This is a genomic window from Stenotrophomonas sp. (genome assembly GCF_050737575.1).
Lineage (GTDB): Bacteria > Pseudomonadota > Gammaproteobacteria > Xanthomonadales > Xanthomonadaceae > Stenotrophomonas.
In genome coordinates this window covers 101,405-127,055 of sequence record NZ_JBOHXW010000005.1, presented here as the reverse complement: position 1 = coordinate 127,055, position 25,651 = coordinate 101,405, and the positions used below count along the sequence as shown (strand labels likewise).

The window sequence follows — 25,651 nt, the reverse complement described above, 5'->3', positions numbered from 1 at the left end:
TTGCGAAGGTGTGCAGGGGGCGCCCGGGCGGTCAATTGGCCAGCGTCCGGGGGCGCCTAGGGTACCATTCGCCCTTTGCAACGCACCGGAATTCCACATGATTCGAAGCATGACTGCCTATGCCGGCGGTGAACGTGTCACGCCCTGGGGCACCCTCGGCTGCGAGATGCGCTCGGTCAACCACCGTTTCCTCGAAGTAGGGGTACGGCTGCCGGAAGAACTGCGCGCGCTGGAGCCGCAGCTGCGCGAACGCGTGGCCGGGCGGATCAGTCGCGGCAAGTTGGATCTGGTCATGCGCCTGCGCGTGCCCGAGGCAGCGGCAAGCCTGAACGTCAACGAGGCGCTGGTCGAACAGCTGGGTGACCTGGTCCTGCGCCTGCACTCGCGCTTCCCCGGCATGCGCATCGGTTTTACCGATCTGCTGCAGTACCCGGGCGTGCTGCGTGCCGATTCCACCGACGCGGTTGCCCTGCAGGCCGAGGCGATGGCGCTGCTGGACGAGGTGATCGACGGCTTCGTGCTGTCCCGCGAGCGTGAAGGCGACAAGCTGGCCACGGCCATCAGCGAGCGCGTGGACAGTATCGAACGCATCGCCGCGGACGTGCGCGAGCTGATTCCGGTGATCCGCGACGGCCAGCGCGCCAAGCTGGCCGCCCGCCTGGCCGACCTGCCGCATCCGGTGGACCCCGGCCGTGCCGAGCAGGAGCTGGTGATGTGGCTGCAGAAGCTGGACGTGGACGAGGAACTGGACCGTCTGAGCAGCCACATCGGTGAAATCCGCCGGGTGCTCAAGCAGCGCGAGCCGGTCGGCCGTCGTCTGGATTTCCTGCTGCAGGAGTTCAACCGCGAATCCAACACGCTGGGCTCCAAGTCGGTGGACAGCCGCACCTCCAACGCCTCGGTGGAACTGAAAGTGCTGATCGACCAGATCCGCGAGCAGGTGCAGAACATCGAGTGAGGGCGTGCTGGGCGTTGCTGCCCGCGCGCAGGAATAAAGCCCCTCTCCCGCAAGCGGGAGAGGGGTTGGGGTGAGGGGAAGCTTCTAGCTCCCAAAGCCCAAAAGCCCAAAAGCCCAAAAGCCCAAAGCTTCCCCCATCCGCCCTTCGGGCACCTTCCCCCGCATGCGGGAGAAGGGATGAATGCTCGGGTCTGCTGAAGGGGCTGGCGTCCACCTTTCGGCCGTCGCCGCGCTCACAGCCAGCAGCCAGTAGCCAACAGCCAGCAGCCAGGCAGAGCGGGTCGGGCATGACTGCGCTCCCCAGCTTCCTGCTATGCCCCCGCCACACCCGCTGCCAGTCAAATCAGGCCCATCGCAGCCCCGTGATATCCTTCGCTGCCATTTCAAGTGGCTCAGCGGTTCCATGCGCGGAACTCTTTACATCGTCGCCGCCCCGTCCGGGGCTGGCAAAAGCAGCATCGTCAACGCCACGCTGGCGCGCGATCCGCACATTTCCCTGTCAATTTCCTTCACTTCGCGGGCCATGCGGCCGGGCGAGGAGAACGGCAAGCACTACCACTTCGTCAGCGCCGCAGAGTTCGAGCGGATGATCGAGGCGGGTGACTTCTTCGAGCACGCGCTGGTGCACGGCGACTGGAAGGGCACCGCCCGGCAGTCGGTCGAGCCGCAGCTGGCCTCGGGCAAGGACGTGCTGCTGGAGATCGACTGGCAGGGCGCGCGGCAGGTGCGCGAGAAGGTGGCCGGTGCGGTCAGCGTCTTCATCCTGCCGCCGTCGCGACAGGCGCTGGACGAGCGCATGCGCAAGCGCGGGCAGGACAGTGAGGCCGTGATGGCCCAGCGCCTGGCCGCCGCGCGCGAGGAAATGCTGCATTACGACGAGTTTGACTACGTCATCGTCAACGAGGATTTCGACATCGCCGTGGGCGAAATGTGCTCGATTTTCGCGGCCAGCCGCCTGCGTCTTGCGCCCCAGCAGCAGCGTCATGCGCCGCTGATTGCCTCGCTGTTGAACCCTGAAAGCCAAGCAAGCGATTGATTCACAAGGGGCTGTTCAGGCGTTAACTTGATTTCCGACCGGCCCAGCCCCTACAATCCGTCCCCTTTCCCTCATTCGTTCGAGCGGCCGCACAGGTCGCCGGGAGCCCGCATGGCCCGCATTACCGTAGAAGATTGTCTGGAAGTCGTTAACAACCGTTTCGAGCTGGTCATGATGGCGTCCAAGCGCGCCCGCCAGTTGGCCAATGGTGTCCAGGCGACCATCGACAACAGCGAAACCGAGGACAAGCCGACCGTGTTGGCGCTGCGCGAAATCGCTGCCCGCAAGATCGACAACACCTTGATCGAAGAAGTCGAGAAGGCCGAGCGTGAGCGCGTTGAGCGTGAAGCGCTGGAATGGGCCGCCGCTGAAGTGGTTGCCGACGAAGACATGTCCAAGAACGACGAGTGATCGTTTAGATCAATCGTATCGCTGGACATCTGGAACAGCCCGCCTTGTGCGGGCTGTTCTGCGTTGTAGGGTTTGCCGAAGTACGTCTGCTGGCATAGTCTTCCGGCATGAACCCAGGCCCCACCGCCCAGGTAGCCACGCCAGCGGGCGGGGCGGTACCTGACTATGTACTCCAACTTGAACGTGCAGCCAGCTACCTGCCCGCCGAGCAGCTGCCGTTGCTGCGTCGCGCCTGGGAAGTAGGTGCGTCTGCGCACGCGGGCCAGACCCGCAAGTCCGGCGAGCCCTACATCACCCATCCGGTCGCCGTGGCGCGCATCCTGGCCGAGCTTGGTCTGGACGTGGAAGCGCTGATTGCCGCGATCCTGCATGACACCATCGAAGACACGCCGCTCACCGGCGAGGAACTGGCCGGCGAGTTCGGCCAGGCTGTCGCCGATCTGGTCGACGGCGTCACCAAGCTGGACAAGCTCAAGTTCCGTGACCGCCAGGAAGCGGCGGCCGAAAGCTTCCGCAAGATGCTGTTGGCGATGTCGCGCGACCTGCGCGTGATCATGATCAAGCTGGCCGACCGCCTGCACAACATGCGCACGCTGGGTGCGCAGAGTGCCGAAGCGCGGCGCCGCATCGCGCTGGAAACGCTGGATATCTACGCGCCCATCGCCCAGCGGCTGGGCATGAACCTGATCAAGTCCGAGTTGCAGAACCTGGGCTTCCGCGCGCTGTATCCGTGGCGCCACGCCATTCTCGAAAAACACATCCGCAGCCAGCCGGTGGTGCGGCGTGAATCGATGGCGCAGGTGGAAGTGCAGTTGTCGCAACGGCTGGCGCGCGAAGGGCTGGAACACCGCCTGATCAGCCGCATCAAGACACCCTGGAGCATCTACACCAAGATGCACGAGGAGAACAAAAGCTTCGACCAGGTGATGGATGTCTTCGGCTTCCGCCTGGTCGTGCGCAACGTGCCCAACTGTTATCACGCGCTGGGCGCGGTGCATGCCACGTTCAAGCCGCTGGACGGACGCTTCCGCGACTTCATCGCCATTCCCAAGGCCAACGGTTACCAGTCACTGCACACGGTGCTGTTCGGGCCGTACGGTTCGCCGATTGAAGTGCAGATCCGCACCGAGGAAATGGACCTCATCGCCGAACGCGGCGTGGCCGCGCACTGGACCTACAAGTTCGGCGGCGACACGCCCAACAGCGCGCAGAGCCGCGCGCATGCGTGGATCGTGGACCTGATCGACTCGCAGCGCACCGCGGGCTCGTCGCTGGAGTTCCTGGACAACGTCAAGGTCGATCTGTTCCCGGACGAGGTTTACCTGTTCACGCCGAAGGGCAAGATCCTTGCGTTGCCGCGCAATTCCACCGCGCTGGATTTCGCCTATGCCGTGCATACCGACGTGGGCAACCGCGCCGTGGCGTCGCGCGTGGACAAGAAGCTGGTGCCGCTGCGCACGCGTCTGGTGAGCGGGCAGAGCGTGGAGATCATCACCGCGCGCTCGGCCTCGCCCAAGCCGCAGTGGCTGGAGTTCGTGGTCAGCAGCAAGGCACGCACCGCCATCCGCCACCAGCTCAAACAGCTTGAACACGAAGACGCCGTGCAGCTGGGCCACAGCATGCTCGACCGCGCGCTGGAAGCGATGGACAGCTCCATCGAACGGCTGCCGAAGGGGCGTCTGGATGCGTTCCTCAACGAGCACCGTTATCCGCGCCTGGAAGCCTTCCTGGCCGACGTGGCGCTGGGCAACTGGATGCCGACACAGGCAGCGCAGGCGCTGATGGCCTATGCCGAACTGCGTGGTGGCAACGGCCACACCAGTCGCATGCAGGAGAAGATCCTGATCAACGGCAGCGAGCGCGGCGTGGTCAGCTTCGCGAATTGTTGTCAGCCGATTCCCGGCGACGACATCATGGGATACCACACCGCCGGCAAGGGCATCGTGGTGCACCGGACGGATTGCCCGAACCTGGCCGAGCTGCGCAAGACGCCGGACCGCTGGGTGCCGATTGGGTGGGACACCAGCGTGGTCGGCGACTACGACACCGCGTTGGTGGTGGAAGTGGAGAACGGCACCGGCGTGCTGGCGCAGTTGGCCGCGGCCATCGCGCAGAGCCATTCCAATATCGAACGGGTGGATTACCTGGACCGCGATTTCAACGCCGCGGTGCTGTGCTTCAACATCCAGGTCCGCGACCGTAACCACCTGGCTGAAGTGATGCGCCGCCTGCGCAGGCTGCAGGTGGTGCAGGCGGTACGCCGGCAGTAAGCCGGCGCCGCAACAAAGAAGCGACCGCAGTGTAGGAGCGGCTTCAGCCGCGAGGCCTGCGAGGTGACCGGCTTCGATCAGCCTGCCATTGCGGTTGTGCCTGAGCTTGGAAACCTTGGCCAGCTTCGCGGTTGAAGCCGCCCCTGCAGCGGGAGCGGCTCCGCTGCACGGGTTTTCCACAACCCATGTGCGGTACCACGCGAAGAAGCTGTGGATAAGGCCTGCCGGCCCTTGCGCGGCGCGGCGCTTCAGGTGCTGGTGAAAGTTTGTCCAGGTGCGTGAACGGTGCGATTGGGTGGCGGCCGCTGCCAAGGGCGGGCGTTACAATGGCCGGCCCTTTTTCCCAGTGGAGCTGTCCATGTCCCGTCAGATCATCAACACCGCCAACGCCCCGGCTGCCATCGGCCCGTACTCGCAGGCCGTGCGCGCCGGCAACACCGTGTATTTCTCCGGCCAGATTCCGCTGGACCCGGCCACCGGCGACATCGTCGCCGGCGATGTGGCCGACCAGGCCCGTCGTGCGTTCGACAACCTCAAGGCTGTGGCCGAAGAAGCCGGCGGTTCGCTGGACAAGATCGTGCGCCTGGGCCTGTACCTGACCGACCTGGGCGAGTTCGCCAAGGTCAACGCGGTGATGCAGGAATATTTCCAGGCACCGTTCCCGGCCCGTTCGACGATTGAAGTGTCGGGCCTGCCGAAGGGCGCGGCGTTTGAAGTCGACGCGGTGATGATCCTCGACTGATCGGTCACTGGGCCAGATGACGCCGGGTTTCGCTCGGCGTCTGTCCGGTCCAGCGTTTGTACGCGCGCCTGAACTCGCGCGCGTCGTTGAAACCCAGTTGACTGCCGATGGCCGCAATGGCCACGTCGGGATCTTGCAGCAACTCCAGTGCACGTTCGCTGCGCACGCGGTCATGCACTTCCGTGAAGCTGGTTTCCTCGTCGGCCAACTGCCGGCGCAGGGTGCGTTCGCTCAGGTGCAGGGCCAGCGCCACGTCATTCATCTGCGGGTTGTCGCGCAGCTGCGGACGCAGCAATCGTTCGACGGCGGCGGTGGTTTCGCCACGCGATGACAGCGTCGCCAACTGCGCGCGGCACAGCGACAAGGCCTGTTGCGACGTCACCGGGTTGTAGCTGGCGAACGGCAGGTCCATCCAATGCCGGTCCAGCACCATCGCGTGACGCGGTTGCTCGAAGCGGATGTCACAGCGGAACAAGGCGCGGTACTTCTCTGCATGCGCGGGTGCCGGATAGCCCAGCTCCAGCCGCAATGGGCTGAAGGTGTCGCCGGCCAGTTCACGGCCGAGCATCAGGATGCTGGAGAACATTTCCTCGCACAAAAACGGCAGCAGGTCGTGTGCTTCCTCCGGCGCGGTGGCAACCACGGTCAACGTCTGCTCGTCCTGCTCTTCCAGGCATAGCGTCATCAACGGACCAAGATTGCGCTGGTAGTCCAGGCCGATCCGCACCGCATCGCCAAAGGTGCGTGCGGTTTTCATCGCCAGCCCCAGCAGGCCGAAGTTGCCGCCGTTCTGGTTACCGCCCATCGCCAGGCCGACGCCGTCGATGGGCATGGCGGGCAGGGCGCGGCGGATTACTTCGATGGCTTGCCGGTAGGAAATGCGGGTCAGCGGATCGTTGAGTTGTTCGACGCTCAAGCGTTGCCCCGTCAACCAGCTCTCGCTGTTGACGTTGCACTCGGTGGCGAGCAGCAGCAGCCCGCATAGCATGTTGGTTGGGATGTTGGCGATGGACAGCCTGTCGCCATTCCCTGATTTGCGATGCATCAAAGCTCCCTCCAGCTTGTCCGCTTTACCCCCCCAAGTATGCCGTTCCTGCCCTTCGCGTGAACACTTCCTGAAGCCCAGACTGCATTCCACCATCTGCAGGCGTATGGGGAGAGGATTCATGCAGCGCAGCATTACCTTGGCGGTTGTCGCCACATTGAGCGTGTTGGCGGCCGGTTGCCAGAAGCAGGCCCAGGCCCCGCAGGTCGCCGCGGCGGACGGGGCATTTGCGGCCACGCTGCAGGAACGCCTGCTCGACGCCAAGCCGGGCGACGTGATCGAGATCCCGGCCGGCAAACATCAGTTCGAGCGCAGCCTGAGCCTGCGCGCCGATGGCGTGACCATCCGCGGTGCCGGCATGGACAAGACCGTGCTCAGCTTCAAGGGGCAGAAGGCCGGCGCCGAGGGGCTGCTGGTCAACGGTGACAACTTCACCATCGAGAACCTCACCATCGAGGACTCCAAGGGCGACGGGCTGAAGATCAGCGAGTCCGAGCACATCACCATCCGCGGCATCAAGGTGCAGTGGACCGGCGGCCCCAGCACCAAGAATGGTGCTTACGGCATCTACCCGGTGCTGACCAAGAATGTCTTGATTGAAAACACCATTTCCATCGGTGCCTCCGACGCCGGCATTTATGTGGGCCAGTCTGACGGAGTGATCGTGCGCAACAGTCGCGCCGAGCAGAACGTGGCCGGCATCGAGGTGGAAAATACCCGCAATGCCGATGTCTACGACAACGTGGCCACTGGCAATACCGGCGGCATCCTGGTGTTCAACATGCCGGGTTTGTCGCAGCAAGGCGCCAACATCCGCGTGTTCAACAACAAGGTCATCGCCAACAATCACGCCAATTTCGGCGCCAAGGGCACGCCGGTGGCCAGCGTGCCGGCCGGGTCGGGCATCGTCATCAATTCCAACGATGACATCGAGATCTTCGACAACGAAGTGCGCGACAACGCGACCACCAACATCATCATTTCCAGCGTGTACTCCACCGGCTACAAGGACAGCAGCGCCTCGCCCAATTTCGACCCGTACCCGGAACGCATCTACGTCCACAACAACACCTTGTCCGGTGGCGGTGATTCACCCGATGGCTTTGACCTGAAAGCGCTGAAAGTGGCGATGTACGGCTTGACCGGCAATTTCCCGGACGTGCTGTGGGATGGCTACTTCAACAAGGAGCGCATGGTTGATGGGGCCAAGGTTGGCCCGCAGATCTGCCTGCGCAACATCAGTGGCGTGATCAACGCCGACGGCCCGGGCGGGTACAAGAATCCAAGCAAGGACGCCAAGCCGTTCGATTGCGAGTTGCCGCGTCTGCCGGCCATCGACCTCAAACGTGGTTAAGGGCTGAGCATGCAGAAGGTGATGGTGCGGTTGGGGACATTGGCCGGGCTGCTGTTGGCACTGGCCGGTTGTGGCAAGCCGCAGGTGCATTTCTTCGCCGACGGGCAACCGCCGACGCTGGACGAGTGGCATGTGCTGCGCATCGACGGCGGCAAGCTGCAACTCAACGAAGGCGTGGTGCCGTATGACTTGAACACGCCGCTGTTCAGCGATTACGCGCACAAGCTGCGCACGGTGTGGATGCCGAAGGGTCAGGCGGCCGGTTACCAGCCAGAGCATGCGCTGGATTTCCCGGTCGGCACCATTCTTAGCAAGACCTTCTATTACCCGCTGCCGGCGGGCGGCGCGGCGGATGGGAAGTCGGTCGCGCGCACGCCGCCATCGCACTCGGTGCTGCAGGGCGAAAGCCTTGAGTTGTCGAAGGTGCATCTGATCGAAACCCGGCTGCTGGTCCATCGCAAGGAAGGCTGGGTCGCCCTGCCGTATGTGTGGAACCGGGAGCAGACCGCTGCCACGCTTAAGCGCAGCGGTGAAACGGTGGAGTTGGAACTGGTGGATGACGCCGGCGCGCGCGAAGCGTTCTCGTACCAGGTGCCGGACCAGAACCAATGCGCCGGGTGTCATGTCACCGACAACCGCTCGCGCAAGCTGTTGCCGATCGGGCCGAAGGCGCGCCATCTCAATCGCGAATTTGATTACGCCGATGGCCGCGAAAACCAATTGGCGCATCTGGTGCGGGTGGGCTATCTCACCGGCCTGCCCGCAGCGGCGCAGGTGCCGCACATGGCCGATGCCACGGATCCGAATGCACCGCTGGACGCACGGGCACGCGCGTACCTGGATGTGAACTGCGGGCATTGCCATAGCCGCACCGGCCCGGCGATCACCTCCGGCTTGTGGCTGGATGCGCCGACCAATGACCACCTCAAACTCGGCCTGTGCAAACAGCCGATCGCGGCAGGCAAGGGCACCGGCAATCGTTTGTATGACGTCCTGCCCGGTGACGCCGATGCGTCGATCATTGCCTACCGCATGGACAGCGATGATCCGGCGGTGATGATGCCGGAGGTGGGCAGGGCGGTCGTTCACAAAGAGGGTGTGGCGCTGATCCGGCAATGGATCAATGCGCTGGAAGGAAGTTGCGATACGACGGCCGGCGCGGTGCCGGTCAACAAGACGGGGCCGCCGGCGATCTGAGCCGGTTTCACCCACTGCTTTGGGAGAGAGGCGATGCGAGTGAAACAACGGAGTCTGGTAACAGGGTTGCAGCGGGCGATTGCCGGGCTGATGGTGTTGGGGGCGAGCGGAACCGCAGTGGCGCAGTCGGCCACGGAGGATGCGGCGACCAACCTTGACCGGATCACCGTCACCGCGCAGAGCCGTGAGCAGGAACTCAAGGATGTGCCCATTGCGCTGCAGGTGCTGGACCAGAGCCTGCTCAGTGACGTGGCGGCAGAGAATCTCGGCGATATCGCCGCATTCGTGCCGGGTCTGGAAATCGACGCGACGCAGCCAACGCAGCCTTCCTTCCGCCTGCGCGGCGTGGAGACCAGCGACTTCGGCATCGGCACCGATCCGGCAGTCGGCATCTTCGTTGACGGCGTCTATGGCGGTCGCGGTGGCGGCGTGCTGTTGCCGTTCGTCGATGTCGAGCGCATCGAAGTGTTGAAGGGCCCGCAGGGCACCTTGTTTGGCCGCAATACCGCAGCGGGTGCGATCTCGCTGGTGACGCGCCGGCCGCAGGCTGAAACCGAAGCGCGCGCCACCGTGCGCGTGGGCAACTACGGCAAGAAGTACGCCGATGCGATGTGGAACATTCCCACCGGCGATCATTCCGCGCTGCGCTTCAACGCCTTGATCAACACCAGCGACGGTTGGTTCCAGGACGGCGCCACCGGCAAGGACCTGGGCGGTGACAACGTGTGGGCCACGCGCGCGGCCTGGCAGGTGACTTTCGGTGACAACACCACCGCGTATGTCAGCTGGGATCACGAAAGCCTCGATCAGAATGGCCGTGTCACCACCGGCATCGTCGCGTTGCCGCCGTACCCGCAACGGCCGACCGTGCCGGCGAACTCGGACGATTTTCTCGATCCGCGCAAGACGCCCACCTTCAGCGATACCGACAGCGCCGAATGGCGCACGTTCGACGGCATCAACCTGATCGTCGATCACGCGCTGAGCTGGGGCAATCTGACCTCGACCACCTCATGGCGCCAGTACGACTCCACCAATCACACTGAGGAAGATGCGACCAACCGCTTCGACCTGTATGTGGATTCGGTCAACACCGAGCGCAACAAGACGCTCTATCAGGAGTTCAAATTCACCGGCAGCAATGAGCATATCGACTGGGTGGGCGGCGTCAGTTACTTCAAGGAAGACGCCGACCAGACCAGCGAGGTCAACACCAATACCGAAGCGGTGGACAACATCATCCGCAACATGGGCGTGGCCTATCAGCTGGGCGTGCCCGATGGCAGCCTGTTCAACTTCACCTCGATGCTGGCGCAGATGAACGGCATTCCGATTTCGCTGGTTGGCGAAAAGTGGAACGAGCGCTTCACCAATACGCTGGCAACCACGTCGTATGCGGCATTCGGCGATGTCATCTGGAAAGCCACCGACCGCCTCAACCTGACGTTCGGCCTGCGTTACACACGCGACGAAAAGGACTTCAGCTGGCTCAACACGCCCCGCAACGCGCCCGGCCTGGAGGCAAAGCTGGGCACGCTGGAAGCGCTGGGCTTCTTCCAGGCGCTGGAAAGCATGGGCATTCCGATCACCCGCGAACTGCTTACCTTCGACATGGCCTTCATCGATCCGCCGGCCATGATCAACAAGGGCCAGAAGGTGCGCGACAAGAAAAGCTGGAGCGACTGGAGCCCGCGCTTCGTCATTGACTACCACTTCAACGACGACACCATGGTGTTCGCCTCGCTGGCCAAGGGCTACAAGGCCGGTGGCTTCAATGCCTTGCAGATCGGCCCGGCGTTCGAGAACGAAGATGTCTGGAACGTGGAAATGGGCATCAAGCAGGCGTTCGATCGCTTTTCGTACAACGCTTCGCTGTTCCATTACCGCTATGACAACCGGCAGTCGATCCGCTTGATCGATCCGGATCCGAACAATCCGGTGGACATCCCGCGTTACGTGTTCGACACCGGTGATCTGGAGGCAACCGGTATCGACTTCGACATGCGTTGGAAAGTCACGGATGCCTTCAGCCTGGACGCGCAGGCGGAGTGGATCGATTCCAAGTTCAAGAACTACGTCACTCCGGAAGGCGTTGATCTGGATGGCGCGCCGACCGGCGAACCGCGCTTCAGTGCCTCGGCAGGCGCGACCTACCAGGTGGAGCTGGGCGACAACGGCGCGCTGCGTCTGTCGGCCCGTCATGCCTATCGCGGACGCACCCGCTGCAACTCCGGCTCCGATCTGCAGGGCGATTGCGGTGTGAGCAAACTGCTGAACATCGGCGAAGCACGCGAACGCACCGACCTGCGCATCAGCTGGACCTCGCCGCAGGGTTTGTGGAACTGGGCGGTGTACGGCAACAACGTGTTCGACAACCAGTACGTGCGCGGCCTCAACACCTACGGCCGCGCCCCGCTGGGCGTCGTCGGCGCCACCATCACCGACCCGCGCACCTACGGTTTGGAAATGACCGTGAAGTTCTAACGCTCAAAGCCTTGAGGCCTTGAAGCCTTGAAGTCTTGAAGTCTTGAGGTCTTGAGGTCTTGAAGCCCCTCTCCCGCATGCGGGAGAGGGGTTGGGGTGAGGGCAGCCGTTGAAGTTTCTGGCGAGGCGCTCAGAGGCGCTTCAGTTCGCAGGACGCGTGCGGCAGCCTGCGAACACTGGTTCGAGTGCGCTGGCGCAAAGGCTGGGGCACAGAGGGGAGACGCAGGCCTTTCGGAGCCAACCCCAACCGGCGTAAACCTCAGACTTTCAACACCGTTGGGGAGAGGAAACCCCGGCGTCTGCGGGCGTCGGGGTTTCTGTTTTGCGCTCATGACGGCATCCTTGTCGCATGTCTGCCCGCCGTGATGCCGTTTCCCTTGATCTCTCTGCCGAACCGCTCAGCCATCTGGCAGGCGTCGGCCCCCGGGTGGCCGCCAAACTGGAAGCGCGTGGCCTGACCACCTTGCAGGATCTGTGGCTGCATCTGCCGCTGCGTTACGAAGACCGCACAACGCTGCTGCCGATCCGCGCCCTGAAAGCCGGCATGGCCGCGCAGGTCGAAGGCCGCGTCGAAGCGGTGGAGCGCGGCTTCCGCTATCGCCCCATGCTGCGCGTGGCGGTGAGCGACGATTCCGGCGCCACGCTGGTGCTGCGCTTTTTCCATTTCCGCTCCGCGCAGGTCGCGCAATTCGCGGTGGGCACGCGTCTGCGCTGCTACGGCACACCGCGACCGGGCCAGCACGGCTTGGAAATCGTGCATCCCAGCTACCGCGTGTTGGGCGACGGCGAAGATGCCGGGCTGGGCGACGTGCTCGATCCGATCTATCCGGCCGTGGAGGGCATCGGCCCGGCCAGCCTGCGCAAGTTGATCAGCCAAGCGCTGGATCGGCTGCCGGACGCAGCGACGCTGGAGCTGCTACCGCCGGCGATGCTGGCCGACCTGCAACTGCCGTCATTGCGCGACGCGATGCTGACCATGCACCGCCCGCCGGCCGGCGCCGACACCGCCGCGCTGTCGGCCGGCATGCATCCGGCGCAGCAGCGCCTGGCAATGGAAGAACTGCTTGCCCATCACCTGAGCCTGCGCCGTCAGCGCATTGCTCTGCAGCAGCACCGCGCGCCGTCCTTGCGCGGTCGCGATGGCTTGGTGAAAGCCCTGCTCGATTCGCTGCCGTTCAAGCTCACTGGCGCGCAGCAGCGCGTGTTCGACGAAATCCGCAAGGACCTGGCACGCGCGCATCCCATGCTGCGGCTGGTGCAGGGCGACGTCGGCTCCGGCAAGACTGTGGTCGCCGCCCTGGCCGGCATGTTGGCCGTGGAGCGCGGCAAGCAGGTCGCGCTGGCCGCGCCCACCGAACTGCTGGCCGAGCAGCATCTGCTCAACCTACGCGCGTGGTTGGAGCCGCTGGGCGTGCGCGTGACCTGGCTGGCCGGCAAGGTCACCGGCAAGGCGCGCAGCAAGGTGCTGGAAGAGATCGCGTCCGGTCATGCGCAGGTAGTGGTCGGCACGCACGCATTGATGCAGGAAGCGGTGGTGTTCAACGACCTGGCGCTGGCCATCGTTGATGAGCAACACCGCTTCGGCGTGCACCAGCGCTTGGCGTTGCGCGACAAGGGGGCAAGCGCCGGCATCGTGCCGCATCAATTGGTGATGACCGCCACGCCGATTCCGCGCACGCTGGCCATGGCCGCGTATTCCGATCTCGACGTATCAGCCATCGACGAGCTGCCGCCAGGGCGCACGCCGGTGCAGACCATCGTCATCAGTGCCGAACGTCGCCCGGAACTGGTCGAGCGCATCCGCGTGGCCTGCCAGCAAGGCCGGCAGGTGTACTGGGTGTGCACCCTGATCGACGAAAGCGACGAAGTCGTCGCCACCGCCGCACAGAACACCTTTGAAGCGCTGTCCGCGCAGCTGCCGGAGCTGCGCATCGGCTTGGTGCACGGGCGCATGAAGGCTGCCGAAAAACAATCGGCGATGCAGTCGTTCAAATCCGCGCAGACCGATCTGCTGGTCGCCACCACCGTCATCGAAGTCGGCGTGGATGTGCCCAACGCCTCGTTGATGATCATCGAAAACGCCGAGCGCCTCGGCCTGGCCCAACTGCATCAGTTGCGCGGGCGCGTCGGTCGTGGTGCCACCGCATCCAGCTGCGTGCTGATGTATCAGGCGCCGTTGTCGAACATGGCGCGCGAGCGGCTGGAAACCATGCGGCATACCTCCGACGGTTTCTTGATCGCGGAGAAAGATCTGGAATTGCGCGGTCCCGGCGAACTGTTGGGCACGCGACAGACCGGTTTGGCGGAATTCCGCGTGGCCGATCTGGCGCGCGACGCTGGCATGCTGCCGGCGGTGCATGCCTTGTCCGAGCAGTTGCTGAATGAAGCGCCGGAGTTGGCCGACCGCATCGTCCGTCGCTGGATTGGTGGCGCGGTGCGATACGCATCGGCCTGATCGTGTGCTTCCACTGTCATGGTTGAGATGACAGACTCCCTTGCCAACCAGAGTGAAGCAGAAGATGAGCAAGAAGATACCGTTGCTGATTGATACCGATCCGGGCGTTGACGATGCATTGGCGCTGTTGATGGCCTTTGCCGACGAACGCCATGACGTGGTCGGGTTGACGGTGGCGGCGGGCAACGTCGGGCTGGACTACACCGTGCGCAACGCATTGAAGTTGTGCGAGGTCGCCGGCCGTGACGATGTGCCGGTGTTCGCCGGCACCGCCGATCCGCTCGTCTATCCGGCCGAAGACGCGGCACATGTGCACGGCCGCGATGGTTTCGGCGACGTGGACCTGGCGCCGAGCGCACGCACGGCCGAAGCCGAGCACGCCGCACTGGCGATCCTGCGCCTGTCGCATGTGCATGCCGGCGAGTTGATGCTGGTCGCGCTCGGCCCGCTGACCAATGTCGCGCTGGCGCTCAAGCTCGATCCGACCCTGCCGCAGCGGGTGAAGCGTTTCCTGGTGATGGGCGGGGCGATCAACGGCCACGGCAACATCACCCCGGTCGCCGAGTTCAACATCGCCTTCGATCCGGAAGCGGCACACATTGTGTTCACCGCGTTCCCGCACACCGAAGTCGCCGACTGGGAAGCCACCATCGCCCACGGCCTGATGCATCGCGATGTGGAGCAGTGGCTGGCCGCCGATACCGACAAGGCGCGTTTCTACGAGCTGATCTCGCGCAAGACCCGCTTGTGGTCCGAAGACAGCCGTGGCGAGTACTGGTACGCCGCCGATGCCTTGGCGATGGCCTGGGCCTTGCAGCCGGAAGGCGGCATCCATGTCGAGCAGCGCCCGTTGTCGATTGAACTGACCGGCAACCGCAGCCGAGGCGCCACCGTGGTGGACTGGAACCGCCAGACCGGCGCGCCGGACAACACCACTTTGTTGATCGGCTACGACCAGGGGCGGTTCGAGGCCCAGGTGCGCGGCGCATTGGGGCTCTGAGGCCCCGCTGAAATCCCGGCTTGCCTTCCTGCGCAGGCCGGGACTATAATGCCGCTCTTGACCACCAGCCCATACGGTGCGAGCCCATGAAGGCCGATATCCATCCTGATTACCATAACGTCGTGTTTCATGACGTCACTTCCGATTTCAAGTTCCTGACCCGTTCGACCATGTCCTCCAAAGACACGGTCAAGTGGGAAGATGGCGAAGAGTATCCGCTGATCAAGGTGGAAATTTCTTCGGCTTCGCATCCGTTCTATACGGGCAAGCACAAGGTCATCGATACCAGCGGTCGTATCGACAAGTTCCAGAAGCGCTACGCGCGCTAATAGAGCTGTCGTTGACTGCAAGAACAACGGCCGCGATTTTCGCGGCCGTTGTTTTGTGCCATCTGCAATAAATCTGAATCATTTCCAACCATTGCCGGCTACGGTTGCGACGCTGTGTCGCACTGGTACGCAATCTATAAGACTTTCGTCTTCGCAATCTGGAAATGTTGCTGTGCGATAATGGCGCGTACCGCGGTGGAAAACTGCGGATTTCATTCATGCGTCTGCCCATCACCTCTCTGTCTGGACAGGCGCCTTCCACTTGAGGAGCGCACACTGTGTCCGATCTTGATCAGGTCACGCTCAACGCCGGCGACACGTCGGTCGTTCTGCCTGTCGTCAAACCCGTTCTGGGCAATAACTGTGTCGATATCTCGAAGCTGACCAAGGAAACCGGTCTCTTCACCTACGACTCTGGCTACACCGCCACCGCAAGCTGCAAGTCGGCCATCACCTACATCGATGGCGACAACGGCGTGCTGCTGTATCGCGGTTACCCGATTGAACAGCTGGCCGACAAGTCCAGCTTCGTCGAAGTTGCCTACCTGCTGATCAACGGCGAGCGTCCGAACGCCGAGCAGCTGAAGGCCTTCGAGGCTGAGTTGACCGCCGAAGCCGGCGTCGATGATTCGATCAATACGCTGATCGGCAGCTTCGCCAAGGATGCGCATCCGATGGCGATCCTGGCTGCCTCGATCGCGCAGCTGTCGGCCAAGTACCACGACTCGCTGGATCTGTCCGATGCCGAGCAGCGCCGTCAGGCGGCTGTGCGCCTGATCGCCAAGGTGCCGACCCTGTCCGCACTGATCTACCGTCACGGCGCAGGCCTGCCGGCCAACACGCCGGATACCTCGCTGGATTACGTCAGCCGCTTCCTGAAGCAGACCTTCGAGTCGGCCGATGGCAAGTACGACTTGAACAAGGACGTGGTCAAGGCGCTGGATCTGCTGTTCATCCTGCACGCCGATCACGAGCAGAACGCCTCGACCTCGACCGTGCGTCTGGTCGGTTCCACCGGCGCCAACCCGTACGCTTCGGTCGCCGCTGGCGTGACCGCGCTGTGGGGCCCGGCGCATGGCGGTGCCAACGAAGCCGTGCTGAAGATGCTGGAAGAGATCGGTTCGGCCGACAACGTCGAGTCCGCCGTGCTCAAGGCCAAGGACAAGACCTCGGGCTTCCGCCTGATGGGCTTCGGCCACCGCGTCTACAAGAACTTCGACCCGCGCGCCAAGGTCATCGGTGAGATGACCAAGCAGGTGCTGGAGCAGTTGGGTGTTGCTGATCCGCTGCTCGATGTCGCCGTCAAGCTGGAACAGGCTGCGCTGCAGGACGACTACTTCGTCGCCCGCAAGCTCTATCCGAACGTCGATTTCTACAGCGGCATCATCTACAAGGCGCTGAACATTCCGACCGAAATGTTCACCGTGATGTTCGCGCTGGGCCGCACCGCAGGTTGGGTGTCGCATTGGCTGGAACAGCAGGTTGATCCGGAAATGAAGATCGGCCGTCCGCGTCAGGTCTATACCGGCCACGACGTGCGCGACTACAAGTAATGCTGCCGGCGTAGCGATACGCTGAAATCATTGCTGCAGAGCCCCGCTTCGGCGGGGCTTTTTGTTTGTGCGCTATCCACACAGCCTGTGCGGGGCAGCTTACACAAGCTGTGGATAAGCGCTCGCAGGGCTTGTGCTGCATCGCTTTGCGAAGGGTGGTGAATTTTTGTCCAGTATTGGGGTAAGCGGCTGCGCTGTGCGTTGGGGAATCGGGGATCGTCTGAGCGCGGCGGGGGTGCGCAGCGGAGCAACTGGGGTTTTGGTGTCAGTTGCCACACTCGCTGTGCCGCGCCGCTGATCCATGCGTGCTTGGTGGCGTATCTCCGCCTCGCAGGTGCATCGACGTTCTCCTCGCCACGGCGTGAATCTGGCTGCGACATCTGTCAGTGGTAGGAGCGGCTTGAGCCGCGAAGCTGGTGTTTCACCCGGCATGTCGAATACCTGCAATTGCAGAGTGCGGCGTTGCGATCTGCATCTGCGTCGGTCCCTTCATCAGTTTCGCGGCTCAAGCCGCTCCTACGGGCAGTCGGGTAGCGCGGGATTCCAAATTCCCATTACGGCCCCAGCAACAACTGCCGCACCTGCGCCAGCGTTGCGCGCGGCAGGGGTTTGCCGTCGTCACTGGATACCGGTGGTTGTCGCAATGCGACTTCGGGCAGGATCACCAATTCAAACGCAATCCCGTCCGCGGCGAATTCGCAGCCGGGGAAATGCTGCTTCGTCGGGTGGCCGGCCAATTGCAGCGACCACGCGCGTGCTTCGGCAGGAATGCGCTGGTCGTGCAGGAAGTGATGCACCGCCTCGGCGTCATCGCAATGCAGGTGCAGAATGACCGCGCTTGTGTCGCCGGCCACGCCGGTCAGCACTGGACCGCTCAGTCGCGGTTGGAATGCCTGCAGGAACTGCATTGCCTGCACCGCTGATTCGCGCCGCATCTGCAACGCGCCGGGCTGGCGGGTGGAAGCGAACAGGCGCTGGTGTTCACGCAGTGCCTGCTCGACATCGGCCAGGCGCGGCCACAGTGATTCTTCACGAATGCCCAACCGTGCAGCGGCCTTGCGGCGCGCGTGCTCGAAATCCTGGATGCCGCTTTCAGCGATCAGCCGAGCGGCCTCCTGGGCGATGCGCTGGCGGCCACGAGCGTTGCGTTGGACGGCGTGCGGTGTAGATGGCATCGGTCAGCTTCCCGGGGGTGCGGGCCGATTGTAGGCAGACGGCGGGCGCTGCGTCCCGCCGCCTGTCAGTCGTGCTTAGAAAATGTCGAACGCAGCGTCGTCCGCCTGCTGCTGGTGCTGCTCGAAATCGAACTCCTGCACGCGCTCCAGATCTTCCGTCTTGACCCACTCGGTGGCGCCGTTGAGGGTGGCTTCGACCATGCCCGACGGCGGATCGTTCTTGGCGATCGGCGCATCCTTCAATGCGGCGCGCATGTAGTCGATCCAGATCGGCAGCGCTGCCTTGCCGCCGTATTCGCGGTAACCCAGCGAGCGGAAGTCATCGCGGCCCACCCACACGGTGGTTGCCAGCGGCCCGCCAAAGCCCGAGAACCATGCGTCGCGATGGTCGTTGGTCGAGCCGGTTTTGCCGCCGACGTCTTCGCGGCCCAGCACCTTGGCTTGTGCGCCGGTGCCGCGCTGGACCACGTCACGCATCATCGACACCAGCTGGTACGCGGTGCGTTCGTCGATGGCGCGCGGGGCGATGCGGGCATCCGGATTGATCGGCTTGGCCGGTTCAATGGCTTCCGGGCTTGATTCGGGCTTGGCAGGCGCTGGCTTGGTTTCGGCGCCGAAGTTGAAGCCGTCCACCACCTGGTTGACCGGCGTGGTGCCGGTGCCAGTTGCGCCGCCGCAACCGCGGCAGGCCAGGGCGGGGTTTTCCTTGAAGATGACGGTGCCGTCGCGGTCCTTGACCTCGTCAATCAGCCAGGTGTCCACGCGCGAGCCACCGTTGGCGAACACGGCATAGCCGCGCGCAACCGACAGCGGCGTCAGCGAGGCGGTGCCCAGTGACATCGACAGGTTCGGCGGCAACTCGGCCTCCTGGAAGCCAAATTCGCTGATGTACTTGCGTGCGTAATCCACGCCGATGCTGTCCAGCAGGCGCACCGACACCAAGTTGCGCGACTGCACCAGCGCTTCGCGCAGGCGCATCGGGCCACGGAAGCCGCCGCCATCGTTCTGCGGCTGCCAGGTCTTGCCACGACGGTCGCGGAACACCACCGGCGCATCCAGCACGATCGAAGCCGGGTTGAAGCCCTTGTCGAATGCGGCCGCATACACAAACGGCTTGAAGCTGGAGCCGGGCTGGCGGCGGGCCTGGGTGGCGCGGTTGAACTTGTTGCCGGCAAAGCTGAAGCCGCCGACCAGTGCGCGCAGCGCGCCGGTTTCGGCATCCATCGAGACCAACGCGCCTTGGCCGCGCGGAATCTGGTCGATCAACCACTCACCTTCCTTGGCGCCGGCGCGGATGCGGATCATGTCGCCACGGGTGACGAGCTTGGCCGGCGAACGGTTGGTCCAACGGCTGGCACTCACCGGCAACACCAGCTCGCTGCGGTCAGCCAACACCACGGTGATGCTGCCATCGGCGTGCGTGGCCGAGACCACCGCCGGCTGCAGGCCAGCCTGGGTCGGAATGCTGGCGATATGTCGCGCCAATGCGGTGGCATCGGCGTCCGCAGTGACATCGAAATGCTGCTCCACGCCGTGCCAGCCGTGGCGATGGTCGTACAGGATCAGGCCGTCACGGACCGCCGTATTGGCTGCGTCCTGCAGGGCGCCGTTGATGGTGGTGGTGACGTGATAACCCTTGTTGAGCACGTCGCCGCCGTACTTGGCGATCATCTCCTGGCGCACCATTTCGGCGACATACGGCGCGTAGATCTCCACCGGCGGCTCATGCGGTGTGGCGTGCATTGGCACGGCCTTGGCAGCGTCGGCCTCGGCCTGGGTGATGAAATTCAGTTCCGCCATGCGCTGCAGGACGTAATTGTCACGGCGCTGGCGCGCGCGCTCGGGGTTGCTGATCGGGTTGCCGCTGGAGGGAAATTTGGGAATGCCGGCCAGCGAGGCCATTTCGTCCAGATCCAGCTCGTTGAGCTTCTTGCCGTAGTAATACTCGGCGGCAGCGCCCACGCCGTAGGCGCGGTTGCCGAAGAAGCTCTTGTTCAAATACAGCTCGAAAATCTCATCCTTGCTCAGTTCTTTTTCGATCTTACGAGCGAGCAGGATTTCAGCCACCTTGCGGGTGTAGCTGTATTCGGAACTGAGAAAAAATTGGCGCGCGACCTGCTGGGTGATGGTCGAACCGCCCGGCACGCGCTTGGCATCGGTGGTGGCCAACAACCAGATTGCGCGGCCTACGCCTTTGTAATCGACGCCGTCATGTTCGTAGAAGCGGGCGTCCTCGGTGGCGAGGAACGCCTGCTTCAAGCGCTCGGGGACATCCTTCATCTGGACGGGGTAGCGCCGGGTCTCGCCGAACACCGCCATCAATTTCCCTTCGCTGTCATAGACATACATGGGTTCCTGCAGCTCAACATCGCGCAGGGCCTGTACGTCAGGAAGTTTGGAAGAGACAACGTAATAGAGCGAGCCTGCGGCAATCGCACCCACCAGAGCCAGGGCGACAAAGATGGCCAGCAGCCAGCGAAGCCAGCGACGGAAACGTGACATCCAGAAGTTCCCAATTGCGGATTTTGTGGCCGCAGAGTATAGATTACGCAGGGGAACGGCTGGGGCCGGATCCTGGGGAGAGTAGAAGGGAGCCGCCACAGGGCGTGATGCGTATCGCGTCTCGTGCTCTGAACGGTTGCCAACTGCTGAAATTCAGTTATTAATGCGCGGGCGCAACAAGTGCGTCCAAGTGCCCGTCGGCAGGGGAGAAACCGTGGGGCTTATCCCAAAAAGTCAGACGCCAATCATTGGTGTCGACATCAGCTCGACTGCGGTCAAGCTGCTTCAGCTTTCCCGCACAGGGAATCGGTTTCGCGTGGAACATTACGCCGTGGAACCGCTTCCGCCTAATGCGGTAGTAGAAAAGAACATTGTCGAGGTCGAGGCGGTCGGGGAGGCCATCCGCCGCGCCGTAGCGCGTTCTGGCAGCAAGGCCAAGAATGCAGCGGCTGCAGTGGCCGGTTCAGCGGTGATCACCAAGGTGATCCCGATGCCGGCAGACCTGGACGATAACGACATGGAAGCGCAGGTCGAGCTGGAGGCGGTGAACTACATCCCGTATCCGATCGAGGAAGTGAACCTCGATTTTGAAGTGCTCGGGCTGGTGCCCAATAACCCGGAAATGGTGCAGGTGCTGTTGGCTGCGTCGCGTTCGGAAAACGTCGAGCTGCGCCAGTCAGCATTGGAACTTGGCGGTCTGGTTGCCAAGGTGATGGACGTGGAAGCATTCGCGGTCGAGAACGCCTTCGCGCTCGTGGCCAGTGAATTGCCCGTGGCCAGCGACTCGGTAGTGGCGCTGGTGGATATCGGCGCGACCATGACCACGCTCAATGTCCTGCGCGGTGGCCGTAGCCTTTACAGCCGCGAGCAGGTCTTTGGCGGCAAGCAGCTCACCGATGAAGTGATGCGCCGTTACGGCTTGAGCTACGAAGAAGCTGGCCTGGCCAAGCGACAGGGTGGGTTGCCGGAAAGCTACGAGGTCGAGGTGCTGGAGCCGTTCAAGGAAGCAACGGTGCAGCAGATCAGCCGCCTGTTGCAGTTCTTCTATGCTGGCAGCGAGTTCAACCGCGTTGATCACATTGTCCTGGCCGGCGGCTGCGCTGCCTTGGCGGGGCTGCCGACGATGGTCGAAGAGCAGCTGGGTGTGGCGACGTCGGTGGCCAATCCGTTGGCACAGATGACGCTGGGACCGAAGGTGCAGGCACACGCGCTTGCTCAGGATGCTCCGGCGCTGATGATCGCAACGGGTCTGGCCATGAGGGGGTTTGACTGATGGCACGGATCAATCTTCTGCCGTGGCGCGAAGAGCGCCGCAAACAGCGGCAGCGCGAGTTCTACGGCATGTTGGGGTTTGCGGCGTTGGCGGGTGTGATCCTGTCGGGCCTGCTGTGGTTCTACTACAGCCAGCAGATCAGCGGCCAGAACGACCGCAATGCGTTCCTTGAGGCGGAAATTGCCAAGGTCAAGGAACAGAACAAGGAAATCGAACGCCTGGACAAGCAGAAAGCACGTCTGCTCGCCCGCAAGGCGGTGATCGAAGAACTGCAGGGCAAGCGTTCGCAGATGGTGCATCTGTTCGACTCGCTGGTGCGCACCATCCCCGATGGCGTTGTGCTCACCGCGCTCAAGCAGGAAGGCGAAATCCTCACGCTGGAAGGTCGCACCCAGTCCAATGCGCGCGTCAGTACCTACATGCGCAATTTGGAAGGGTCTGGCTGGATGAGCAGCCCGGAGCTTTCGATCATCGAAGCCAAGGCGCAGGAACCCGGCGGTGCGGCGATGGACATCAAGTCGCTGCCCTACGTGTTCACGCTGCGGGTGAAGTTGCCGGCACCGGGTGAAAACGCTGCTCAGCAGGCCGCTACTGAAGATGCCGCTGCCATTGTCGAACCCGCAGCGGCCGCTCCGGCCACGCCCGAAGCACCCAAGGCAGCAGCGGAGCCGGCGGCAGCCGCGCCGAAGGAGGCTCGCTCGTGAGCAAGAAATTCAACGCCAAAGAACTGGATTTCAACAACATCGGCAATTGGCCACAGAAGGCCAAGATGGTCTTCTGCGCGCTGCTGGCTTTGTTGATCGTGGTGCTGTCGTTCCTGCTGGTGGTTCGCGGTCAGATGAATGACCTGGAATCGCTGGAAAGCAAGGAAACCAGCCTGCGTCAGGAGTTCTCCAACGAGCAGCAACGCGCCGCCAACCTGGAGCCGTTGAAGCAGCAGCTCGCGCAGATGGAGCAGGTGTTGCAGCAGATGCTGCGCCAGTTGCCCAGCAAAACCGAGATGCCGGACCTGATCATCGACGTCTCGCAGACGGCGCTGTCCAGTGGCCTGAACAACGAGTTGTTCCAGCCCGGTGCCGAATCGCTGAAGGAGTTCTACGCCGAGAAGCCGATCGCCTTGCGTCTGGTGGGCAGTTATCACCAATTCGGCGCCTTCGTCAGCGGTGTGGCATCGCTGCCGCGCGTGGTGATCCTCACCATGCACGACATCAACCTCAAGCCGAAGGACCCCAAGGGTGTGATCGCCCGCGGCGGTGCGCTGGAGTTGTCTGGCACGGTCAAAACCTACCGCTACTTGGATGACACCGAGTTGGAGGACCAGGAAAAATTGGCCGAAGCGGCGAAGCTCGCTGAGAAGAAGGGAGGCAAGTAAGCATGAGCAGAACTTCTTCTCTTGTCCTGGGGATGGTGTGCATCGCGGCGCTTGCCGGTTGCACACGGGGAGTGACCAGCGCGCCTGGTGACGCCCCCAACCTGGAAAAATACGTGGCCGACGTGCGTGCGCGCCCGGCCGAGGCATTGCCGGCATTGCCGGTGATGCAGCAGTTCGAAACTTTCGAGTACGCCGCGCAGGGCATGCGTGATCCGTTCAGTGACGCGTGGGTGTCCGCCGATGGCGGCAACCAGTTGCGGCCTGATCCGGATCGCCGCAAGGAGCCTTTGGAGGCGTTCCCGCTCGACAGTCTGGACATGGTGGGCACAATTGGCGGCGGTCCGGGGGCCGTTGCCTTGGTGATGGGGCCGGACAAGGTCACTTACCGCGTGCGCCCCGGGGTGTACATGGGCCAGAGCGATGGCCGTGTCACGGGTGTCCGTGAAGACGGGATTGAACTGATTGAACTGGTGCCCGATGGCGCTGGCGGCTGGCTGGAACGTCCTGCGTCTTTGGCGCTGGACGATCGTTGATTGATTAGGGGATAGCACGATGACTTTTACCAAAGCCCTGAGCCGGCGTCCCATTAGGCGCCAAGCACTGGTCCGCGTCTGCGCCTTGGGAGTGGCGTTGGCAGCGGTGTGCGGCTCTTCGTATGCGGCTCAGCCGCTGGCTACCGGCGGCGTACCTGCCACGGCAAGCCAGCAGGCGGCTTCTGCGATTTCAGTAACCAAGATCGACTTCAAGCGGGGAGAAGACGGCGCTGGCCGTTTGATCCTGCAGTTTGATGGTCAAGGGGCAAGCCCGGATCTGCGCAACCAAGGCAACAGCGTGGTGGTGGACGTGGGCAATGCCACGCTGCCGGCCGAGCTGCAGCGCCCGCTCAACGTGGTTGATTTCGCCACGCCGGTGCAGCGCATCGACGCCAAGCCCTCGGGCCAGGGCGCGCAGCTGGTGCTGAGCACCACTGGCTTGTTTGATTCGCTGGCCTACCAGACCGGCAACGAATACGTCGTCGAAATCACGCCGCGTCAGCAGGATGTGGCAACCGGCGCGGTCACTGCCAAGACCGTGGCCCAGGCGGCTGCGACGGTTGCCGCGCGCGGTTACAGCGGGCGTCCGGTGACCTTCAACTTCCAGGACGTGCCGGTGCGTACCGTCCTGCAGTTGATCGCCGAGGAATCGAACCTCAACGTGGTGGCTTCGGACACCGTGCAGGGCAATGTGACGCTGCGCCTGGTCAATGTGCCGTGGGATCAGGCCATGGACATCGTGCTGCGGGCCAAGGGCCTGGACAAGCGTCGCGATGGTGGCGTGATCTGGGTGGCACCGCAGCCGGAGCTGGCCAAGTTCGAGCAGGACAAGGAAGACGCGCGCATCGCGATCGAGAACCGCCAGGATCTGATCACCGATTACGTGCAGATCAACTATCACAACGCTGAGGCGATCTTCAAAGCGCTGACCGAAGCCAAGGGGATTGGCAACAACAACAGCGGTGGCAGCGGCGGTGGCGGTGGTAGCAATGACAAGCAGGAGAACGGCTTCCTGTCGCCGCGCGGCATGCTGGTGGCCGATGAACGCACCAATACGCTGATGATCAGCGACATCCCGAAGAAGGTCGCGCAGATGCGCGAGCTGATCAAGGTGATCGACCGCCCGGTTGACCAGGTGCTGATCGAAGGCCGCATCGTTATCGCGTCGGATACCTTCGCACGCGATCTGGGTGCGCGGTTCGGTGTCCAAGGGCGGCGGATTGGTGATCGTACGCAGGCCATCAGTGGGTCGCTGGGTGGTAACAGCGACATCATCAACAAAGGCCTGGTGACGAATGAGGGCCTGAACGTCAATCTGCCCGCCAAGACCTTCACCGAGAGTCCGGCGGGTGCCATTGCCTATACCTTGCTTGGCCGCAACTTCTCGCTGGACGTCGAGTTGTCGGCGATGCAGGAAGAAGGGCGAGGCGAAGTGGTGTCCAACCCGCGTATCGTCACTGCCAACCAGCGTGAAGGCGTGATCAAACAGGGTAAGGAAATTGGCTACGTCACCATCACCGCCAGCGGTGCAAGTGGTGTCGCCACGCCGAACGTGCAGTTCAAGGAAGTATTGTTGGAGTTGAGGGTCACGCCGACCATCACCCAGGACAACCGGGTCTTCCTGAACATGAACGTCAAGAAGGATGAGGTTGACTATTTCATGGAGGTTGAGAATTTCGGCAACGTGCCGATCATCAACCGTCGCGAGGTCAATACGGCCGTGTTGGTCGAAGATGGCCAGACCGTGGTCGTCGGTGGCGTGTACGAGTTCACCGATCGCAGCAGCGTGAGCAAGGTGCCGTTCCTGGGCGATATCCCGTTCCTTGGCAATCTGTTCAAGAAGCGTGGTCGCAGCAAGGCCAAGGCCGAATTGCTGGTGTTCGTGACGCCGAAGATCCTGCGCGTGGCCAAGGCCGCCGAGTAATCTTCCGCGAATGTGTTTGGGAGAGGGCCGCTTAATGC

Annotated in this window: 20 protein-coding genes; 17 read left to right on the top strand and 3 right to left on the bottom strand. The window is 63.2% G+C overall.

Translation table 11 applies throughout. The annotated features are described in order from the left end of the window. Positions 1-97: 97 nt before the first annotated feature. The 5 genes from ACREP4_RS11160 to ACREP4_RS11140 all read left to right on the top strand — a co-directional run bounded on the left by ACREP4_RS11160 (position 98) and on the right by ACREP4_RS11140 (position 5,417). Positions 98-958, top strand: coding sequence for a YicC/YloC family endoribonuclease (locus ACREP4_RS11160; protein ID WP_431596253.1), 861 nt, complete (start codon positions 98-100; stop codon positions 956-958). 403 nt (positions 959-1,361) lie between these two features. Beyond that, on the top strand, positions 1,362-1,994 hold the full coding sequence (gene gmk / locus ACREP4_RS11155) for a guanylate kinase (RefSeq protein ID WP_431596252.1): 633 nt from the start codon (positions 1,362-1,364) through the stop codon (positions 1,992-1,994). Positions 1,995-2,105: 111 nt separating this feature from the next. Beyond that, on the top strand, positions 2,106-2,405 hold the full coding sequence (rpoZ, locus tag ACREP4_RS11150; RefSeq protein WP_269792051.1) for a DNA-directed RNA polymerase subunit omega: 300 nt from the start codon (positions 2,106-2,108) through the stop codon (positions 2,403-2,405). Positions 2,406-2,512: 107 nt separating this feature from the next. After that, positions 2,513-4,675: a RelA/SpoT family protein gene (locus ACREP4_RS11145; RefSeq protein ID WP_431596251.1), complete on the top strand. Its 2,163-nt coding sequence runs from the start codon at positions 2,513-2,515 to the stop codon at positions 4,673-4,675. A gap of 358 nt (positions 4,676-5,033) precedes the next feature. Further along, the gene (locus ACREP4_RS11140; protein ID WP_431596250.1) at positions 5,034-5,417 is read left to right on the top strand and encodes a RidA family protein; all 384 of its coding nucleotides are present in this window, start codon (positions 5,034-5,036) and stop codon (positions 5,415-5,417) included. Between the two features lie 4 nt (positions 5,418-5,421). Here the strand turns inward: ACREP4_RS11140 and ACREP4_RS11135 are convergent, their stop codons facing one another. Further along, positions 5,422-6,462: an AraC family transcriptional regulator gene (locus ACREP4_RS11135; protein ID WP_431596249.1), complete on the bottom strand. Its 1,041-nt coding sequence runs from the start codon at positions 6,460-6,462 to the stop codon at positions 5,422-5,424. 121 nt (positions 6,463-6,583) lie between these two features. On the opposite strand from ACREP4_RS11135, the gene ACREP4_RS11130 reads away from it, so the two are divergent. The 7 genes from ACREP4_RS11130 to ACREP4_RS11100 all read left to right on the top strand — a co-directional run bounded on the left by ACREP4_RS11130 (position 6,584) and on the right by ACREP4_RS11100 (position 16,834). Beyond that, positions 6,584-7,816 carry a parallel beta-helix domain-containing protein gene (locus ACREP4_RS11130; RefSeq protein ID WP_431596248.1) on the top strand — a complete coding sequence of 411 codons (1,233 nt, stop codon included), beginning with the start codon at positions 6,584-6,586 and terminating at the stop codon, positions 7,814-7,816. 9 nt (positions 7,817-7,825) lie between these two features. Further along, on the top strand, positions 7,826-9,013 hold the full coding sequence (locus ACREP4_RS11125) for an SO2930 family diheme c-type cytochrome (RefSeq protein WP_431596247.1): 1,188 nt from the start codon (positions 7,826-7,828) through the stop codon (positions 9,011-9,013). Between the two features lie 33 nt (positions 9,014-9,046). After that, positions 9,047-11,497 carry a TonB-dependent receptor gene (locus ACREP4_RS11120; RefSeq protein WP_431596246.1) on the top strand — a complete coding sequence of 817 codons (2,451 nt, stop codon included), beginning with the start codon at positions 9,047-9,049 and terminating at the stop codon, positions 11,495-11,497. A 349-nt stretch (positions 11,498-11,846) separates the two neighbouring features. Continuing rightward, positions 11,847-13,952 carry an ATP-dependent DNA helicase RecG gene (gene recG, locus ACREP4_RS11115; protein WP_431596245.1) on the top strand — a complete coding sequence of 702 codons (2,106 nt, stop codon included), beginning with the start codon at positions 11,847-11,849 and terminating at the stop codon, positions 13,950-13,952. Between the two features lie 64 nt (positions 13,953-14,016). Continuing rightward, positions 14,017-14,952 carry a nucleoside hydrolase gene (locus tag ACREP4_RS11110; protein ID WP_431596244.1) on the top strand — a complete coding sequence of 312 codons (936 nt, stop codon included), beginning with the start codon at positions 14,017-14,019 and terminating at the stop codon, positions 14,950-14,952. An 86-nt stretch (positions 14,953-15,038) separates the two neighbouring features. Beyond that, entirely contained in the window at positions 15,039-15,281 is a 243-nt protein-coding gene (locus ACREP4_RS11105; RefSeq protein ID WP_054667367.1) for a type B 50S ribosomal protein L31, read from the top strand. A gap of 278 nt (positions 15,282-15,559) precedes the next feature. After that, positions 15,560-16,834, top strand: a complete 1,275-nt coding sequence (locus ACREP4_RS11100) for a citrate synthase (protein WP_431596243.1) — start codon at positions 15,560-15,562, stop codon at positions 16,832-16,834. A gap of 554 nt (positions 16,835-17,388) precedes the next feature. On the opposite strand, the gene ACREP4_RS11095 is transcribed toward ACREP4_RS11100, so the two are convergent. Both ACREP4_RS11095 and ACREP4_RS11090 read right to left on the bottom strand, forming a co-directional pair. Further along, positions 17,389-18,009, bottom strand: coding sequence for a hypothetical protein (locus tag ACREP4_RS11095; protein WP_431596242.1), 621 nt, complete (start codon positions 18,007-18,009; stop codon positions 17,389-17,391). Between the two features lie 75 nt (positions 18,010-18,084). Next, positions 18,085-20,511, bottom strand: coding sequence for a penicillin-binding protein 1A (locus ACREP4_RS11090; RefSeq protein WP_431596241.1), 2,427 nt, complete (start codon positions 20,509-20,511; stop codon positions 18,085-18,087). Positions 20,512-20,725: 214 nt separating this feature from the next. Between ACREP4_RS11090 and ACREP4_RS11085 the strand changes: the two genes are divergently transcribed. Genes ACREP4_RS11085 through ACREP4_RS11065 form a run of 5 tightly spaced genes read left to right on the top strand, consistent with a single transcriptional unit; the run spans position 20,726 to position 25,613 of the window. After that, complete coding sequence (locus ACREP4_RS11085; RefSeq protein ID WP_431596240.1) at positions 20,726-21,784, top strand: pilus assembly protein PilM; 1,059 nt, start codon at positions 20,726-20,728, stop codon at positions 21,782-21,784. Next, positions 21,784-22,488 carry a PilN domain-containing protein gene (locus ACREP4_RS11080; protein WP_431596239.1) on the top strand — a complete coding sequence of 235 codons (705 nt, stop codon included), beginning with the start codon at positions 21,784-21,786 and terminating at the stop codon, positions 22,486-22,488. The genes ACREP4_RS11085 and ACREP4_RS11080 overlap by 1 nt, the downstream gene beginning before the upstream one ends. Further along, positions 22,485-23,156 carry a type 4a pilus biogenesis protein PilO gene (locus ACREP4_RS11075; protein WP_431596238.1) on the top strand — a complete coding sequence of 224 codons (672 nt, stop codon included), beginning with the start codon at positions 22,485-22,487 and terminating at the stop codon, positions 23,154-23,156. The genes ACREP4_RS11080 and ACREP4_RS11075 overlap by 4 nt, the downstream gene beginning before the upstream one ends. Before the next feature lie 2 nt (positions 23,157-23,158). Continuing rightward, positions 23,159-23,689 (top strand): pilus assembly protein PilP, encoded by a 531-nt coding sequence (locus tag ACREP4_RS11070; protein ID WP_431596237.1) that lies wholly within the window; start codon positions 23,159-23,161, stop codon positions 23,687-23,689. Between the two features lie 19 nt (positions 23,690-23,708). Continuing rightward, entirely contained in the window at positions 23,709-25,613 is a 1,905-nt protein-coding gene (locus ACREP4_RS11065; protein ID WP_431596236.1) for a type IV pilus secretin PilQ, read from the top strand. Positions 25,614-25,651 lie beyond the last annotated feature (38 nt).

Bases quoted from the DNA above. Each gene is read 5' to 3' on its own strand.
- ACREP4_RS11110 (WP_431596244.1), top strand. From the start codon at position 14,017: ATGAGCAAGAAGATACCGTTGCTGATTGATACCGATCCGGGCGTTGAC.
- ACREP4_RS11065 (WP_431596236.1), top strand. From the start codon at position 23,709: ATGACTTTTACCAAAGCCCTGAGCCGGCGTCCCATTAGGCGCCAAGCA.
- rpoZ (WP_269792051.1), top strand. From the start codon at position 2,106: ATGGCCCGCATTACCGTAGAAGATTGTCTGGAAGTCGTTAACAACCGT.
- ACREP4_RS11125 (WP_431596247.1), top strand. From the start codon at position 7,826: ATGCAGAAGGTGATGGTGCGGTTGGGGACATTGGCCGGGCTGCTGTTG.
- ACREP4_RS11090 (WP_431596241.1), bottom strand. From the start codon at position 20,511: ATGTCACGTTTCCGTCGCTGGCTTCGCTGGCTGCTGGCCATCTTTGTC.
- ACREP4_RS11095 (WP_431596242.1), bottom strand. From the start codon at position 18,009: ATGCCATCTACACCGCACGCCGTCCAACGCAACGCTCGTGGCCGCCAG.
- ACREP4_RS11160 (WP_431596253.1), top strand. From the start codon at position 98: ATGATTCGAAGCATGACTGCCTATGCCGGCGGTGAACGTGTCACGCCC.
- gmk (WP_431596252.1), top strand. From the start codon at position 1,362: ATGCGCGGAACTCTTTACATCGTCGCCGCCCCGTCCGGGGCTGGCAAA.
- ACREP4_RS11130 (WP_431596248.1), top strand. From the start codon at position 6,584: ATGCAGCGCAGCATTACCTTGGCGGTTGTCGCCACATTGAGCGTGTTG.
- recG (WP_431596245.1), top strand. From the start codon at position 11,847: ATGTCTGCCCGCCGTGATGCCGTTTCCCTTGATCTCTCTGCCGAACCG.
- ACREP4_RS11120 (WP_431596246.1), top strand. From the start codon at position 9,047: ATGCGAGTGAAACAACGGAGTCTGGTAACAGGGTTGCAGCGGGCGATT.
- ACREP4_RS11080 (WP_431596239.1), top strand. From the start codon at position 21,784: ATGGCACGGATCAATCTTCTGCCGTGGCGCGAAGAGCGCCGCAAACAG.
- ACREP4_RS11145 (WP_431596251.1), top strand. From the start codon at position 2,513: ATGAACCCAGGCCCCACCGCCCAGGTAGCCACGCCAGCGGGCGGGGCG.
- ACREP4_RS11105 (WP_054667367.1), top strand. From the start codon at position 15,039: ATGAAGGCCGATATCCATCCTGATTACCATAACGTCGTGTTTCATGAC.
- ACREP4_RS11140 (WP_431596250.1), top strand. From the start codon at position 5,034: ATGTCCCGTCAGATCATCAACACCGCCAACGCCCCGGCTGCCATCGGC.
- ACREP4_RS11070 (WP_431596237.1), top strand. From the start codon at position 23,159: ATGAGCAGAACTTCTTCTCTTGTCCTGGGGATGGTGTGCATCGCGGCG.
- ACREP4_RS11135 (WP_431596249.1), bottom strand. From the start codon at position 6,462: ATGCATCGCAAATCAGGGAATGGCGACAGGCTGTCCATCGCCAACATC.